General features: G+C 72.1%; 15 protein-coding genes. 10 read left to right on the forward strand and 5 right to left on the reverse strand.

From position 1 onward, the window contains the following. Positions 1 to 12 precede the first annotated feature (12 nt). The 4 genes from murJ to N1F89_RS03650 all read left to right on the forward strand — a co-directional run bounded on the left by murJ (position 13) and on the right by N1F89_RS03650 (position 4,115). Positions 13 to 1,584 (forward strand): murein biosynthesis integral membrane protein MurJ, encoded by a 1,572-nt coding sequence (murJ, locus tag N1F89_RS03635; protein WP_290081535.1) that lies wholly within the window; start codon positions 13 to 15, stop codon positions 1,582 to 1,584. Positions 1,585 to 1,796: 212 nt separating this feature from the next. Next, a complete protein-coding gene (trpS, locus tag N1F89_RS03640; RefSeq protein WP_290081536.1) occupies positions 1,797 to 2,861 on the forward strand; it encodes a tryptophan--tRNA ligase in 1,065 nt (354 codons plus the stop codon). A 96-nt stretch (positions 2,862 to 2,957) separates the two neighbouring features. Continuing rightward, on the forward strand, positions 2,958 to 3,449 hold the full coding sequence (locus tag N1F89_RS03645) for a universal stress protein (RefSeq protein ID WP_290081537.1): 492 nt from the start codon (positions 2,958 to 2,960) through the stop codon (positions 3,447 to 3,449). A 93-nt stretch (positions 3,450 to 3,542) separates the two neighbouring features. Next, positions 3,543 to 4,115, forward strand: a complete 573-nt coding sequence (locus N1F89_RS03650; protein WP_290081540.1) for a NifU family protein — start codon at positions 3,543 to 3,545, stop codon at positions 4,113 to 4,115. Between the two features lie 220 nt (positions 4,116 to 4,335). Here N1F89_RS03650 and N1F89_RS03655 read toward each other — a convergent pair whose 3' ends face one another. Next, positions 4,336 to 4,959, reverse strand: a complete 624-nt coding sequence (locus N1F89_RS03655) for a L,D-transpeptidase (protein ID WP_290081541.1) — start codon at positions 4,957 to 4,959, stop codon at positions 4,336 to 4,338. Positions 4,960 to 5,317: 358 nt separating this feature from the next. Here N1F89_RS03655 and N1F89_RS03660 point away from each other — a divergent pair, with 358 nt between their 5' ends. Beyond that, a complete protein-coding gene (locus N1F89_RS03660; RefSeq protein ID WP_290081542.1) occupies positions 5,318 to 5,812 on the forward strand; it encodes an MmcB family DNA repair protein in 495 nt (164 codons plus the stop codon). A 36-nt stretch (positions 5,813 to 5,848) separates the two neighbouring features. Here the strand turns inward: N1F89_RS03660 and N1F89_RS03665 are convergent, their stop codons facing one another. Both N1F89_RS03665 and N1F89_RS03670 read right to left on the reverse strand, forming a co-directional pair. Further along, positions 5,849 to 6,202 (reverse strand): septal ring lytic transglycosylase RlpA family protein, encoded by a 354-nt coding sequence (locus N1F89_RS03665; RefSeq protein ID WP_290081560.1) that lies wholly within the window; start codon positions 6,200 to 6,202, stop codon positions 5,849 to 5,851. 257 nt (positions 6,203 to 6,459) lie between these two features. Further along, positions 6,460 to 7,221, reverse strand: a complete 762-nt coding sequence (locus N1F89_RS03670) for a class II aldolase and adducin N-terminal domain-containing protein (RefSeq protein WP_290081544.1) — start codon at positions 7,219 to 7,221, stop codon at positions 6,460 to 6,462. A 269-nt stretch (positions 7,222 to 7,490) separates the two neighbouring features. On the opposite strand from N1F89_RS03670, the gene N1F89_RS03675 reads away from it, so the two are divergent. The 4 genes from N1F89_RS03675 (at position 7,491) to N1F89_RS03690 (ending at position 10,520) form a co-directional block, all read left to right on the forward strand. Beyond that, complete coding sequence (locus tag N1F89_RS03675; RefSeq protein WP_290081546.1) at positions 7,491 to 7,970, forward strand: hypothetical protein; 480 nt, start codon at positions 7,491 to 7,493, stop codon at positions 7,968 to 7,970. 246 nt (positions 7,971 to 8,216) lie between these two features. After that, positions 8,217 to 8,492, forward strand: coding sequence for an acyl carrier protein (locus N1F89_RS03680; RefSeq protein ID WP_290081547.1), 276 nt, complete (start codon positions 8,217 to 8,219; stop codon positions 8,490 to 8,492). Between the two features lies 1 nt (position 8,493). Next, positions 8,494 to 9,705, forward strand: a complete 1,212-nt coding sequence (locus N1F89_RS03685; RefSeq protein ID WP_290081548.1) for a beta-ketoacyl-[acyl-carrier-protein] synthase family protein — start codon at positions 8,494 to 8,496, stop codon at positions 9,703 to 9,705. Between the two features lie 98 nt (positions 9,706 to 9,803). Continuing rightward, positions 9,804 to 10,520: a glutathione S-transferase N-terminal domain-containing protein gene (locus N1F89_RS03690; RefSeq protein ID WP_290081549.1), complete on the forward strand. Its 717-nt coding sequence runs from the start codon at positions 9,804 to 9,806 to the stop codon at positions 10,518 to 10,520. A 6-nt stretch (positions 10,521 to 10,526) separates the two neighbouring features. On the opposite strand, the gene N1F89_RS03695 is transcribed toward N1F89_RS03690, so the two are convergent. Beyond that, on the reverse strand, positions 10,527 to 10,901 hold the full coding sequence (locus N1F89_RS03695; protein ID WP_290081550.1) for a GtrA family protein: 375 nt from the start codon (positions 10,899 to 10,901) through the stop codon (positions 10,527 to 10,529). Next, positions 10,898 to 11,902, reverse strand: coding sequence for a glycosyltransferase (locus N1F89_RS03700; protein WP_290081552.1), 1,005 nt, complete (start codon positions 11,900 to 11,902; stop codon positions 10,898 to 10,900). The genes N1F89_RS03695 and N1F89_RS03700 overlap by 4 nt, the downstream gene beginning before the upstream one ends. Before the next feature lie 121 nt (positions 11,903 to 12,023). Here N1F89_RS03700 and N1F89_RS03705 point away from each other — a divergent pair. Beyond that, on the forward strand, positions 12,024 to 13,454 hold a 1,431-nt coding region (locus tag N1F89_RS03705), incomplete at its 3' end, for a GtrA family protein (RefSeq protein WP_290081553.1).

Below are 13,454 nucleotides of genomic sequence, written 5' to 3' on the forward strand. Positions count from 1 at the left end.
GGAGAGCCCGGCGTGAGCCTGGTGAAGAAGTTCGCCAGCGTCGGCAGCGCCACCATGGCGAGCCGCGTGCTCGGCTTCGTGCGCGAGGCGCTGATCGCCGCCGCGCTCGGCGCCGGGCCGGTGACCGACGCCTTCTACGCCGCCTTCCGCTTTCCCAACCTGTTTCGCCGGCTGTTCGCCGAGGGCGCGTTCAATCCGGCCTTCGTGCCGCTGTTCGCCAAGCAGCTCGAGGGCGGCGGGCAGGAGGCCGCGCGCGCCTTCGCCGAGGACGTGCTGGCGGTGCTGCTGACGGTGCTCCTGGCGCTGTCGGCGCTCGCCATCCTGGCCATGCCGCTGCTCGTCGCCACGGTGATCGCGCCGGGCTTCGCCGACACGCCGGACAAGTTCGACCTCACCGTCGTCATGACGCGCATCATGTTCCCCTACCTCTTGTGCATGTCGCTGGTCGCCATGCTGTCGGGGGTGCTCAACTCGATGCGCCGGTTCTTCTTCGCCGCCATCGTGCCGGTGCTGCTCAACGTCGTGCTCGTCGGCGTGCTCGGCGCGGCGATCCTGCTCGAGGCCGAGCCGCGCGCCACCGGGCTGTGGCTCGCCTGGGGCGTGTTCGTGTCCGGCGGCCTGCAGCTCTTCTTCCTGCTCGGCGCGGTGCGCCGGCACGGCTTCGCCTTCCGGCTCAAGCTGCCGCGGCTGACGCCCGGCGTGCGCCGGCTGATGGTGCTGATGGGCCCGGCGATGCTGACCGGCGGCATCATGCAGATCAACCTGCTGGTCGGCCAGATCATCGCCTCGCAGCAGGACCGCGCCATCGCGCTGCTCAACTTCGCCGACCGCATCAACCAGCTGCCGCTCGGCGTCATCGGCATCGCCGTCGGCGTGGTGCTGCTGCCCGAGCTGGCGCGTGCGCTCAAGGCCGGCGACACGGCCGACGCGCAGCACCTGCAGAACCGCTCGCTCGAGTTCGCCCTCGGCCTCACTTTGCCGGCGGCCGTCGGGCTGATGGTGATGCCCGGCCCGATCGTCGCGCTGCTCTACGAGCGCGGCGCCTTCACCGCCCTCGACACCGCGATGACGGCGGCGGCGCTCGCCGCCTTCGCCGCCGGCCTGCCCGCCTATGTGCTGGTCAAGGTGTTCCAGCCCGCCTATTTCGCGCGCGAGGACATGAAGACGCCGCTGTGGTTCTCGATCGTCGCGGTCGCCGTCAACATCGCGGCGGCGCTGGCGCTGTTTCCGCTGTACGGCCATGTCGGCATCGCCGCGGCGAGCTCGGCCGCGGCCTGGGTCAACTTCCTGCTGCTCGCCTGGATGCTGTGGCGGCGCGGCGACTTCCGCCCCGCCCCGGCCACCCTGCGCCGCATCGGCCTGATCGTGCTGGCGAGCGCGGCGATGGGCGCGCTGGTGTGGGCGCTGCTGGTCGCCGTGCGGCCCTTCCTGGCCGGCACCGGCACCCTCGGCCTGGTGGTTGCGGTGCCGGGGCTGATCGGCGCGGCCGCGGCCGTCTATTTCGCCATCGTGCTTGCCACCGGCGCGCTCGAGCGCGGCCAGATCATGCGCCTGCTGCGGCGCCGAAAGCCCTCCGGCGCCTGAGGCGGCGGCGCCCGGCCGGCCAATCGGACACGGAAGGACGAGGCGCGGTTGTTCCGGAAGCCGGCGACGTTGGAATCGGCGATGCCCGCGTTCACGCGCGCGCGGCGTGGAGGCGGCCCCATCTCGGCACCGCCTCTTGATCGGCGGCCGCCCGTCGTTCATAAGCGCGACGCCCCGCCGCGCGGGGCGTCGATCCAGCGTTCGGAACCGCCATGACCTTCAAGCCGCTCGTCTTCTCCGGCGTCCAGCCGACCGGCCACCTGCATCTCGGCAACTATCTCGGCGCGCTGCGCAAGTTCGTCGCCCTGCAGGACAGCCACGACTGCATCTACTGCGTCGTCGACCTGCATTCGCTGACCGCCACGCTGGTGCACGACGACCTGGCCGACCAGACGCGCGCCATCACGGCCGCCTTCCTGGCCTCCGGCATCGACCCGCAGAAGCACATCGTGTTCAACCAGAGCCGGGTGCCGCAGCACGCCGAGCTCGCCTGGATCTTCAACTGCGTGGCGCGCATCGGCTGGATGAACCGCATGACGCAGTTCAAGGACAAGGCCGGCAAGGACCGCGAGAACGCCTCGCTCGGCCTGCTCGCCTATCCCAGCCTGATGGCGGCCGACATCCTGGTCTACCGCGCCACCCACGTCCCGGTCGGCGACGACCAGAAGCAGCATCTCGAACTGACGCGCGACATCGCGGCCAAGTTCAACAACGACTTCTCGCGGCGCATCGGCGAGCTCGGCGTCGGCCAGCCGGTCGAGATGGGCGAGGAGACCGTCAACGGCTTCTTCCCGCTCACCGAGCCGCTGATCGAGGGGCCGGCGACGCGGGTGATGAGCCTGCGCGACGGCACCAGGAAGATGTCGAAGTCCGATCCGTCCGACCTGTCGCGCATCAACCTGACGGACGACGCCGACCAGATCGCCCGCAAGATCAAGAAGGCCAAGACCGATCCCGAGCCGCTGCCGTCCGACCTCGAGGGGCTGGCCGGCCGGCCGGAGGCGGAGAACCTCGTCGGCATCTACGCCGCCCTCGCCGACACCACGCGGGCTGCGGTGATCGGCGATTTCGGCGGCCGCCAGTTCTCCGAGTTCAAGCCCGCGCTGGCCGAGCTGGCGGTCGAGAAGCTGGCGCCGGTGTCGGCCGAGATGCGCCGCATCACGGCCGACCACGCCTATGTCGACGGCGTGCTCAGGGCCGGCGGCGAGCGTGCCGCGGCACTGGCCGAAGCGACCATGCGTGATGTGCGCGACATCGTCGGTCTGCTGCAGGGCTGAGGCCGCGCGCATGCCGTCGCGCTTGCCGCTCCCCTCTGCCGATGGCAGATTGCGGCTGCGGCGGCAGGCGGTCCGCCCGTGCGAGGGGATGGCGTGATGGTTTCGAAACGGCTCAGCCGGGAAGCCGGCCACCGGCGCAAGTTCCTCGCCATCATCGACGAGACGCCCGAGTGCGAGCGCGCCGCCGCCTATGCCGCGCGCCGCGCGACGGCCACCAGCGGCGCGCTGGTGCTGCTGTTCGTCATCGAGCCCGGCGACTTCCAGCACTGGCTCGGCGTCGAGCAGCTGATGCGCGAGGAGGCCACCGACAAGGCCAAGGCGACGCTCGAGAAATACGCCGCCACGCTGCGCACCGAGCTCGGCATCGAGCCGGAGATGGTGGTGCGCGAGGGCAAGGCGACCGAGGAAATCCACAAGCTGATCGAGGAGGACCAGGATATCGCCATCCTGGTGCTGGCCGCCGGCAACGCCAAGGAGGGGCCGGGTCCGCTGGTCTCCTCGATCGCCGGCAAGAGCGCCGCCTTCCCGATCCCCGTCACCGTCGTGCCGCACAACCTGACCGACGAGGACATCGAAAGTCTCGCGTGATCGTCCGGCGCTTGCGCCCGTGCCGCTTGATGCGGCCGGCGAATGCGCCTATTTAGAATGGTTCCAAACAAGGCGAACCGACGGAGACCGCCGATGTTCATCCAGACCGAAGCCACGCCCAATCCGTCCACGCTGAAGTTTCTGCCCGGACGCGTGGTTATGGAGAGCGGCACCGCGGATTTCCGCGACGCCGAGACGGCCCGCGCCGCCTCGCCGCTCGCCGGCCGGCTGTTCGAGGTGCCGGGCGTCGTCGGCGTCTTCTTCGGCTACGACTTCGTCACCGTGAGCAAGGACGACACGCAGGACTGGCAGCATCTCAAGCCGGCGATCCTCGGCACGATCATGGAGCATTTCATGGCCGGCGCGCCGGTCATGGCCGCTCAGGACGCGGGAATGCCGGCGGCCGACGGCGAGGAGTTCTACGACGACGCCGACGAGGAGATCGTGGTCACCATCAAGGAGCTGCTCGAGACGCGGGTGCGCCCGGCCGTCGCGCAGGATGGCGGCGACGTCACCTTCCGCGGCTTCGAGAACGGCACGGTGTTCCTGCACATGAAGGGCGCCTGCGCCGGCTGCCCGTCCTCGACGGCGACGCTCAAGCACGGCATCCAGAACCTGCTGCACCATTTCGTGCCCGAGGTGCGCCAGGTCGAGCAGGTGATGTAGCGCGCCGGCGCCGGATGGCGCGGCCGCCGCCTGAGCGCGCGCGGCCGGCCGGACCGGGTGCCCGGCGGGTTCGCCGCGTCCGATGCGCGCCGGCGTAGCGGCGGGCCGTCGCCGCAGCACGGAAATTTCGACAGGCCGGAAAAGAAAGAAGCCGGGTCCCCCCAGACCCGGCTTTCGTCTGCGTTGCCTCAGACGGTCGTCGTCGCGTGTCGGCGGCCGGTCAGCCGCGCACGATCACCTTGGCGCCGATCTCGGCGCGGTTGTAGAGGTCGATGATGTCCTGGTTGATCATCCGGATGCAGCCCGACGACACGTTGCGGCCGATCGAGTTCCACTCCGGCGAGCCGTGGATGCGGTAGCCGGTGTCGCCGCCGCGGTCGAACAGGTAGAGCGCGCGCGCGCCGAGCGGGTTTGACAGGCCAGGCGGCATGCCGCCGCGCCACTTGGCGAGCTGCGGCTCGCGGCGGATCATCGCCGCCGGCGGCGTCCACACCGGCCATTCGCGCTTCATCGCGACGCGCGCCCGGCCCGACCACTCGAAGCCCTCGCGGCCGACGCCGATGCCGTAGCGCATCGCCTTGCCGTCCTCCATCACGTAGTAGAGGAACTTCTCGCCCGTCTCGACGATGATCGTGCCCGGCTTCTCCTTGGTCTCGTAGCGGACGATCTGCCGATGATACTTGCGCGGCACCTTGCTGATGGGGATGCTGGGCAGCTGGTAGCCGGCGTCTCTCACCGTTCCGTAATCGGACGAGAACACGCGGAAGCTGCCGCCGCTGGTGCAGCCGGCCAGTGTCGTGGCCAGGCCGACGGCGGCGACGATGAGCAACGATCGCAATTTCATGAACAAACCCCAGGTTCCCCAAAACGAGCTGTGAGCGGGCATCGCCCGATTCGCGCCCCATTTTGGCCTTTATTCTTAAGGCGAAGGTTAACGACTTGCCAAGATGGCGCGGCCGCTGCGGCGCCGCGCCGGCGCCACTTCCGGCGGCCGCTATGGCTTTTTGGCCACAGACTCACGCAAATGTGATGCATCGGCGCCCGCCCGGCATGCACGGGCTGCCGGCCCTGGGCCGTCTGTGCCGGCTGCTTCGCCGGCCGGTCCGCCGCGTCGGGCACGAAGCGTGCCCGGCAGGCCGGCCCGGTGCGTGCCGCGGCGGCACGGTTCATTCCGCCGGTCTTTGATGGCATTCTCGCCGGCGATGCCGATCGTCTCTCCGATTCCCGCCAATCCGCTCGTCGACGGACGCCAGTCCGAGCGCGCGCTGATGGTGCGGCGCGGCGTGCAGCGGCTGCTGGGCGAGATGGGCGCGGCGGTGCTGCCCGAGCTGTCGCTCGCCTCGGGTCGGCGCGCCGACCTGGTGGCGCTGACGCGCCAGGGCGGCATCTGGATCGTCGAGATCAAGTCGTCGGTCGAGGATTTCCGCAGCGACCGCAAATGGCCCGACTACCGCGCCTTCTGCGACCGCTTCTTCTTCGCCACCCACCCCGAGGTGCCGGCGGCGATCTTTCCCGAGAGCTGCGGCTTCATCCTGTCGGACGGCTACGGCGCGGAGGTCCTGCGCGAGGCGCCGGAGCACCGGCTGGCGCCGGCCAGCCGCAAGGCGCTGACGCTGCGCTTCGCGCGGGCCGGCGCGGCGCGGCTGATGGCCGCCGAGCGGGCGGGCGTTCCGCTGCCGCTGCCCGACGACGGCTGACGGCGCCGCACGGACGGGTCCGCGCGGCGCCGGCGCTCAGCTGTCGGCTTTCAGGCAGACGTCGGTCAGCCCGGCGCGCACGAAGCCGAGCTTCGCGGCCGCAGCCTTCGACAGGTCGAGGATGCGGCCGCCGACGAACGGCCCGCGGTCGTTGACGCGCACGACGACGGAACGGCCGTTGCGCTGGTTGGTCACGGTGATGCGCGTGCCGAAGGGCAGCGAGCGGTGCGCGGCGGTCATGCCGGCGGGGTCCATCCGCTCGCCCGAGGCGGTGATCGAGGTGAGGGCGTACCAGGAGGCGCCGCCGCACTGGGCGGAGGCGGTGCCGGCGGTGGCGGTGAGGACGAGGAGGGCGGCCGTCAGGCGCAGCACGCTGCGCGGGGCGGTCATGGTCATTCGCAAGGGCTCCGCTGCGCCGGGAAGGGCGCGTTCGGGCGCGACGCGCCGGCCGGTGCCGGTCGCCCGCGCAGGTTTCGCTCGGGGTTCGGAGGCGTCCGCGGCGGCCGCGAACCGGTTCCGGCTAGGGGCGAATTGCGGCGGCGGGGTGGCAGGGTTCCATGCCGCCCGCGCACGATTTTCAACGCCGCGTCACAGAGCTTGAGGCGGCACGGAAGCGGCCTGCCGCCGCCGTGCCGCTGCGGTTCGCCTCAGTGGGCGTAGTCGGGCTCCTGCGCGTCGAGGATGGCGCGCAGCTCGTCGAGATGCCGGCGCGCGGCGTCGAGCGGGTAGGCCTCCGTCTCCGCCGCCACCTTCTCGGCCACCGCGTCGTCGAGCAGGCGCAGCGGCCGGCCTGTCCACAGCGCCTTGATGTAGGTCTCGCAGGCGCGCTCGAAATAGTAGAGCCGGTCGAAGGTGTCGGCCACCGTCTCGCCGACCACCAGCACGCCGTGGTTGCCCATCACCATGACCTTGACCTTCGGGTCGGCGAGCAGGCCGGCGCAGCGCTCGCCCTCCTCCTCGAAGGCGAGGCCGCCATAATGCTCGTCGACGACATGCCGGTTGAAGAAGGCGGCCGAGGTCTGGTCGATCGGCGGCAGCCGCGAATCGGCGAGCGACGCGAGCACGGTGGCATGCACCGAATGCACGTGCATGACGCAGCGCGCATGCGGGCAGTGGCGGTGCAGCGCGCCGTGCAGCCCCCACGCCGTCGGGTCGGGCGCATCCGGCCGCTCGAGCGTCGCCGGGTCGTCGGCGTCGATCAGCACGAGGTCGCTCGCCCGGATGCGCGAGAAGTGCCGCATCGCCGGGTTGATGAGGAAGCGCCGGCCCGTCTCGTCGACGGCCAGCGAGAAGTGGTTGGCCACGCCCTCGTGCATGTCGAGCCGCGCCGTCCAGCGGAAGGCGCAGGCGAGGTCGGCGCGGGCCTCGGCGTCGGGCAGGTTGTGGCTTTTCAGGGCGGCGACGGTCATCTGCGGCCTCCGTTCGGTCCGCGGCGGCGGCCGCCGCGTCCCGGCTCGTTCGTGTCTCGGTTGCGGGCCGTGCGCGGCTGGCACGGCCTCGCGCGCACAATGGCGCAGCCGCTGCCGGGCAGCAAGGCCGCCGGGCGCCGTCGCGGCGCGACGATCCGGCGCGCTCCGCCGTGACGGTGCGGCGGATTCGCCCGGCCGCAACCCTTGACGCCCGGCATGCGTTGGCATTGGCTTCCACCCGATGAGAACCGACCGTTAGGATCGACGCCATGACCTGTCGCAAGCCAAGCCGCGCCCGCTGCACGGGTGCCGCCGTCGCGGCCCTGCTCGCAGCCCTCGCCGCGGCACCGCCGGCCGCCGCGCAGATGGCCGAGGAGCCGCCGGCCGAGACCATCGTCGGCTCCGAGATCGAGACCAAGACCGCCCGTCCGGCGGCCGAGCGCGCCGATCTGATCGCCGCGGTCGCCGAGGCCGAGGCGGTGGCCAATTCGGTGCGCAAGGCCTTCAGCCTCGACCAGGTGGAGATCGTTTTTCTCGACATGAGCGGCAAGGCGGATCTCGACCTGCAGCAGGCGCTGAGCGACAGCGAGGCGGGCATCGAGGCGCTGCGCCGGGCGATCGAGGGCAACGCGATGTTCTATCACGCCGTCGATTCACGCGGCCTGGCCGTCGACGACATCGTCGCCGTCAGCTTCCTCGACAGGAACCACGTGCGCATCTACGCCACCGGCGCGCCGCCGGGCGAGTGACGCGGCGGCAGCGCCGCGCGGCCGATGCCGCCTTGCAAGGCACGTCCCGCCGCCTTAAAGAGTGCCCGAAGAGCCGTGCGCGCCGCCGGCTTCCGCCGTCCCTACCAGCCGGGCCGGCCTTGCTTGTCGGCGCGCGGCGTTTGGTTTCATATGGGGCGGCCGGCCGCGCCGCCCGCGGCCTTCGGCCCGTGCCGGGACCGCCTCCGGCGCGACCGTTCCGGTAAGACGCATGGCGAGGGGAGCCGCATGGACGCAGACAAGCAGGCCCGGTCCGACCGGATCGGCGAGACGGTTCTCGAAAAGATCAAGACGCACGCCGAGGCCGAGGCCGACACGATCACGCTCGACACCGAGCTGACCGAGCTCGGCATCCACTCGCTCGAGCTGACCGAGATCATCTTCGACATCGAGGACGAGTTCGGCATCGAGATCGAGATGAACACGGTCGAGGCGTGGGAGAACCTGCACACGGTGCGGGACATCGTCGAGGCGGTGCGCGACCTGGTGGAAGCCAAGAGCTGACATGACGCAGCCTCGCATCGTCATCACCGGGCTCGGTGGCATCTGCGGGCTCGGCCACACGGTCGACGCCATCTGGCAGGGCATGCGCGAGGGCCGCTCGGCCATCGCCGAGATGACCAACGCCAGCCTGCACGAGCTGAAGTCGCGCGTCGGCGCCGAGATCAAGGCGCTGCCCGAGCACGGCATCGAGCGCCGCCGGCTGGTCACCATGGACCGCTTCTCGCTGCTCGCCGTCATCGCCGCCGGCGAGGCGCTCGCCCAGTCGGGCCTCGCCGAGGCGCCGGCCAGGAGCGACCGGATCGGCGCCGTGGTCGGCACCGGCGTGTGCGGCTGGGAAACGGTCGAGGACAACTACCGCAGCCTGCTCGTCGAGGGCAAGAACCGCGCCGGCATCTTCAGCGTGCCGCGCGTCATGCCCGGCGCGCCGGCCGGCCAGGTCAGCATGGTCTACAACCTGCGCGGGCCGGTCTTCGCCACCACCTCGGCCTGCTCGTCGGCCAACCATGCGCTCGCCGCGGCGGCCGACCAGATCCGTCTCGGCCGGGCCGACGTCATGCTGGCCGGCGGCACCGAGGCGCCGCTGGTCTTCGGCATCCTCAAGGCCTGGGAGGCGCTGCGCGTTCTGGCGACCGACACCTGCCGCCCTTTTTCGGCCGACCGCCAGGGCCTGGTGCTCGGCGAGGGGGCCGGCATCGCGGTGCTCGAGACGCTCGAGCACGCGCAGGCACGCGGCGCGCCGATCCTCGCCGAGTTCGCCGGCAGCGGCATGTCGGCCGATGCCTCCGACATCGTGGCGCCGACGGTCGAGGGGCCGGCCCAGGCGATGCAGGCCTGCATGGCAGAGGCCGGGCTGGCACCGGACGAGGTCGACTATCTCAACGCGCACGGCACCGGCACCAAGGCGAACGACCAGATCGAGACCGAGGCGATCCGCCGCGTCTTCGGCCGCCATGCCGACCGGCTGTCGGTGTCGTCGACCAAGTCGGTGCACGGCCACTGCCTCGGCGCCTCGGCGGCGATCGAGCTGATCGCCTGCGTCATGGCGGTGCGCGAGGGCGTGGTGCCGCCGACGGCGGGCTACCGCGCGCCGGACCCGACCTGCGACCTCGACGTCACGCCCAACGTGGCGCGCCGGCGCGAGGTGCGTGCGGCGCTCTCCAACAGCTTCGCCTTCGGCGGAACCAACGCCGTGGTCGCCGTCAAGGCGATGTGAGCCCGGCCGCCGCGGCGCGGGGCGCATTGCAGCCGGCGCGGCGGCCCCCGATGCGGCACGGATGAAGCACCGCCCGCGCCGCTGCGAGGACCCCTGCGATGACCGCTTCCGCATCCGCCCTGGCCGACTTTCCCATCGTGCGCCGCTGGCCGGCGAGCGATCCGGGCCGGCTGCAGCTCTACTCGTTTCCCACGCCGAACGGCGTCAAGGTGTCGGCCGCGCTCGAGGAGCTCGGCCTGCCCTACGAGGCGCACACGGTGAGCCTGGCCGACGGCGAGCAGAAGACGCCGGAGTTCCGGTCGCTCAACCCGAACGGCAAGATCCCCGCCATCGTCGATCCCGACGGCCCGGACGGCCGGCCGCTCGGCCTGTTCGAGTCCGGCGCCATCCTCGTCTACCTCGCCGAGAAGACCGGCCGGCTGATGCCGGCGAATGCCGCGGCGCGGTATGTCTGCCTGCAATGGGTGTTCTTCCAGATGGGCGGCGTCGGGCCGATGTTCGGCCAGTTCGGCCACTTCTTCCGCGGCGACGGTCAGGCGGTCGACGATCCGCGGCCCGTCGGCCGCTACCGCGACGAGACGCGGCGGCTTCTCGGCGTGCTCGACGCGCGGCTGGCCGAGCGCGAATGGCTCGTCGAGGACGGCTACACGATCGCCGACATCGCCACCTTCCCCTGGGTGCGCACGCTCGGCGCCTATTTCGAGGCGGGCGAGACGCTCGGCCTCGACGGCTTCGCCCATGTCGGCCGGTGGCTCGAGGCCTGCATGGCGCGGCCGGCGAGCCAGGCGGCGCTCGACATTCCGCCGCGCGGCTAAGCGGCTTCAGCGGTCGAAGACGAACCGCGTGTAGCCGGCAAACGAGACCAGCATGGCGAGGCCGGAGGCGACCGCCAGCGCGAGGATCGGCGAGACCCAGGGCGCGGCGAGCAGGATCAGCGAATAGACCGCGTAGTTGACGACGCTGGTGCCGGCGCCGATGCCGCCGTAGCGCGCCCCCTCGACCGCGACCGGCCGGCTGCTGGCGCCGAAGTTGAAGTGCCGGTTGAGCAGCCAGGTCACGGTCAGCGCACAGGCGATCGACACCACGCGCGCCGCCAGCGGGTCGACCGACAGCAGGCCGCTCAGCGCGAGCAGCGTGCCGGCGTCGACCAGGAAGCCGAAGCCGCCGACGATTCCGAAGCCGGCAAAGCGCCTCATGCCACGCGCGCGGCCGCAGCGTGCTCGCCGCGCCGCGTCGCCGCGCCGGCGGCGTGGCCGGCACCGCGCGCCGGGGGGATGGACAGGTAGAGCATGCGCTTGTGCTCGGCCCGGCCGCGCGCCACCGAATCGAGGATCAGCCCGGCGACCAGCATGATCGTCGACAAGACGACGAGCCCGATCGCCAGGATCCAGGTCGGCATGCGCGGCACCAGGCCGGTGGCCAGATACTCCGCCAGTACCGGCGCCATGAAGGCGAGGCTGGCGGCGAAGGCGAGCGCGGCGAGCGTGCCGAAGAAGCGCGCCGGGCGCGTCTCCTTCATCAGCATGGCGAACATCCACAGGATGCGCGCGCCGTCGCCGAAGGTCGACAGCTTGGATGCCGAGCCCTCGGGCCGGCGGCCGTAGTCGAGCGCGATCTCGCTCACCGGGATCTTCAGCGCCGAGGCGTGCACCGACATCTCGGTCTCGATCTCGAAGCCGGCCGAGACGGCGGGGAAGCTCTTGACGAAGCGCCGCGAGAAGGCGCGGTAGCCGGAGAAGATGTCGGTGAAGTCGCGCCCGAACAGCCGCTTGTAGAGGCCGTTGAAGATGCGGTTGCCGAAGGCGTGGCCGGTGCGCCCGGCGTCCTCGGTCACGCCGCGCCGCGTCGCCACCACCATGTCGGCGCGCTCGGTCAGAAGCGTGTTGACGAGCTGCGGTGCGTCCTCGGCCGCATAGGTGCCGTCGCCGTCGGCCATCACGTAGACGTCGGCGTCGATGTCGGCGAACATGCGCCGCACCACGTTGCCCTTGCCGCGGCGCGGCTCGCGCACCACCGTGGCGCCGGCGGCGCGTGCGCGCAGCGCTGTCAGATCGCTGGAATCGTTGTCGTAGACGTAGATCTGCGCGCCCGGCAGCGCCTCGGCGAAGCGCCGCACGACCTCGCCGATCGTGCGCTCCTCGTTGTAGCAGGGCAGGAGGACCGCGATCGACGGATCGGGCTGCGTGATGCTGCTCATGGGCGTCCCTGTCGTTGCCCGGTGCCGGTGCGGCGGCCGGGCTTGCGGCTTTACTATTTGTTGAAGCGGTTAAGGCTAGGTTTAGGGCCGACGCGAACCGTTCCAACCGGGTGCCGCCCCTTTGTCTCTGTCGGACGCAACATTCGGCGCCGCGCCGGCGCGGCGCGGCGGGCTTGCCCCGGACGTCGCCGCCGCCCTCTTGCTGGCGCTCGGCGCGCTGGTGCTGCAGGCGGCCTCCGGCTTTCCCACGCTGGCCGACGCCAAGGGCGACAACGACAGCCTGCTGCGGCTGGTGCAGATCCGCGACCTGCTGGCCGGCCAGGCCTGGCACGACATGACGCAGCAGCGTCTCGGGCCGGACGGTCTGGCGATGCACTGGTCGCGCGTGGTCGACCTGCCGGTGGCCGCGATCATCGCCGCGGCGACGGCGCTCGGCGCCGGCCAGGCCGCCGCCGAGACGGTGGCCGCCATCGTCTGGCCGCTCGGGCTCTTCGCCGTCGCGCTGTTGCTCATCCTGCGCATCGTGCGGGTCTGTGGCGGGGCCTCGGCGCTGCTGCCGGCCGCCGTGGTCGGCGCGGCGGCGCTGCATGCCACCGGCATCTTCGCGCCGGGCGCCTTCGACCACCACAACCTGCAGCTCGTGCTCACCCTGGCGATGCTGGCCGGCCTGGTGCAGCCGGCCGCGACGGCGGCCGCCGGCGCCGCCGCCGGCGCGGCGGCAGCGCTGATGCTCGCCGTCGGCATGGAGACGGCGCCCTATGTCGCGGCCGGCGGCGTGGCGGCGGCGGCCGGGCTGCTCGCGGGCGGCCGCGCCGAGGTGCCGCGTGCGGCCGGCTTCGGCCTCGCCTTCGCGGCGACCGCGCTCGCCGTCCTGGCGGCGACGGTGGCGCCCGGCGCCTGGCTGACGGTCGCCTGCGACGCCTTTTCGTTCGCGCAGGCCGGCGGCGCCGTGCTCGCCGGCCTTGGCCTTGCCGCCGTGGCGCTGCTGCCGGTCGCGCGCTGGCCCTGGCCGTGGCGCGCCGGCGCGCTGGCGGGCCTCGGTCTCGCCCTCGCGGCGGCGGCCCTGGTGCTGTTTCCGCAGTGCCTCGGCGACCCCTATGCCGGGCTCGACCCGCGGCTCCAGCGCTACTGGCTGAGCGCGGTGACCGAGGCGCAGCCGCTCGTCAGCGTGCTGCGCAACACGCCGGAGATGGCGGCGAGCTACTACGGCACGCCGCTGCTGGCGCTCGGCCTGACGGCGGCCGCGCTGTGGCGCGGCGGGCCGACGCGGACGCGCCTGGTGTGCGGCGGGCTTCTCCTGACCGCGGTGCTGGTCAGCGTGTGGCAGATCCGCGGCGCCATGTTCGCCATCCCGCTGGCGACGATCCCGCTCGCCGCCTGGATCGGCCGGCTGCGCGCGCAGGCCGCGGCGAGGCCCACGCCTGGCGCGACGCTGAAGATGGCCGGTGCCTGGCTGGCCTCCGTCGCCGTGGTGTGGAACGTGAGCGCCGCCGCGCTGGCCGGCGTGCTGCGCGCGCCCGAAGCGGACACCGCTGACGTCGCGGCCGCGGCC

The organism is Aquibium sp. A9E412 (assembly GCF_030398335.1).
In the GTDB taxonomy this organism is placed as follows: domain Bacteria; phylum Pseudomonadota; class Alphaproteobacteria; order Rhizobiales; family Rhizobiaceae; genus A9E412.

What these genes read in the sequence shown, in the direction of transcription:
- N1F89_RS03660 (WP_290081542.1), top strand. Translation starts at nt 5,318, where the DNA reads ATGCCGATCGTCTCTCCGATTCCCGCCAATCCGCTCGTCGACGGACGC.
- N1F89_RS03695 (WP_290081550.1), bottom strand. Translation starts at nt 10,901, where the DNA reads ATGAGGCGCTTTGCCGGCTTCGGAATCGTCGGCGGCTTCGGCTTCCTG.
- N1F89_RS03645 (WP_290081537.1), top strand. Translation starts at nt 2,958, where the DNA reads ATGGTTTCGAAACGGCTCAGCCGGGAAGCCGGCCACCGGCGCAAGTTC.
- N1F89_RS03650 (WP_290081540.1), top strand. Translation starts at nt 3,543, where the DNA reads ATGTTCATCCAGACCGAAGCCACGCCCAATCCGTCCACGCTGAAGTTT.
- N1F89_RS03665 (WP_290081560.1), bottom strand. Translation starts at nt 6,202, where the DNA reads ATGACCGCCCCGCGCAGCGTGCTGCGCCTGACGGCCGCCCTCCTCGTC.
- N1F89_RS03675 (WP_290081546.1), top strand. Translation starts at nt 7,491, where the DNA reads ATGACCTGTCGCAAGCCAAGCCGCGCCCGCTGCACGGGTGCCGCCGTC.
- N1F89_RS03690 (WP_290081549.1), top strand. Translation starts at nt 9,804, where the DNA reads ATGACCGCTTCCGCATCCGCCCTGGCCGACTTTCCCATCGTGCGCCGC.
- N1F89_RS03655 (WP_290081541.1), bottom strand. Translation starts at nt 4,959, where the DNA reads ATGAAATTGCGATCGTTGCTCATCGTCGCCGCCGTCGGCCTGGCCACG.
- N1F89_RS03685 (WP_290081548.1), top strand. Translation starts at nt 8,494, where the DNA reads ATGACGCAGCCTCGCATCGTCATCACCGGGCTCGGTGGCATCTGCGGG.
- trpS (WP_290081536.1), top strand. Translation starts at nt 1,797, where the DNA reads ATGACCTTCAAGCCGCTCGTCTTCTCCGGCGTCCAGCCGACCGGCCAC.
- N1F89_RS03700 (WP_290081552.1), bottom strand. Translation starts at nt 11,902, where the DNA reads ATGAGCAGCATCACGCAGCCCGATCCGTCGATCGCGGTCCTCCTGCCC.
- N1F89_RS03670 (WP_290081544.1), bottom strand. Translation starts at nt 7,221, where the DNA reads ATGACCGTCGCCGCCCTGAAAAGCCACAACCTGCCCGACGCCGAGGCC.
- N1F89_RS03680 (WP_290081547.1), top strand. Translation starts at nt 8,217, where the DNA reads ATGGACGCAGACAAGCAGGCCCGGTCCGACCGGATCGGCGAGACGGTT.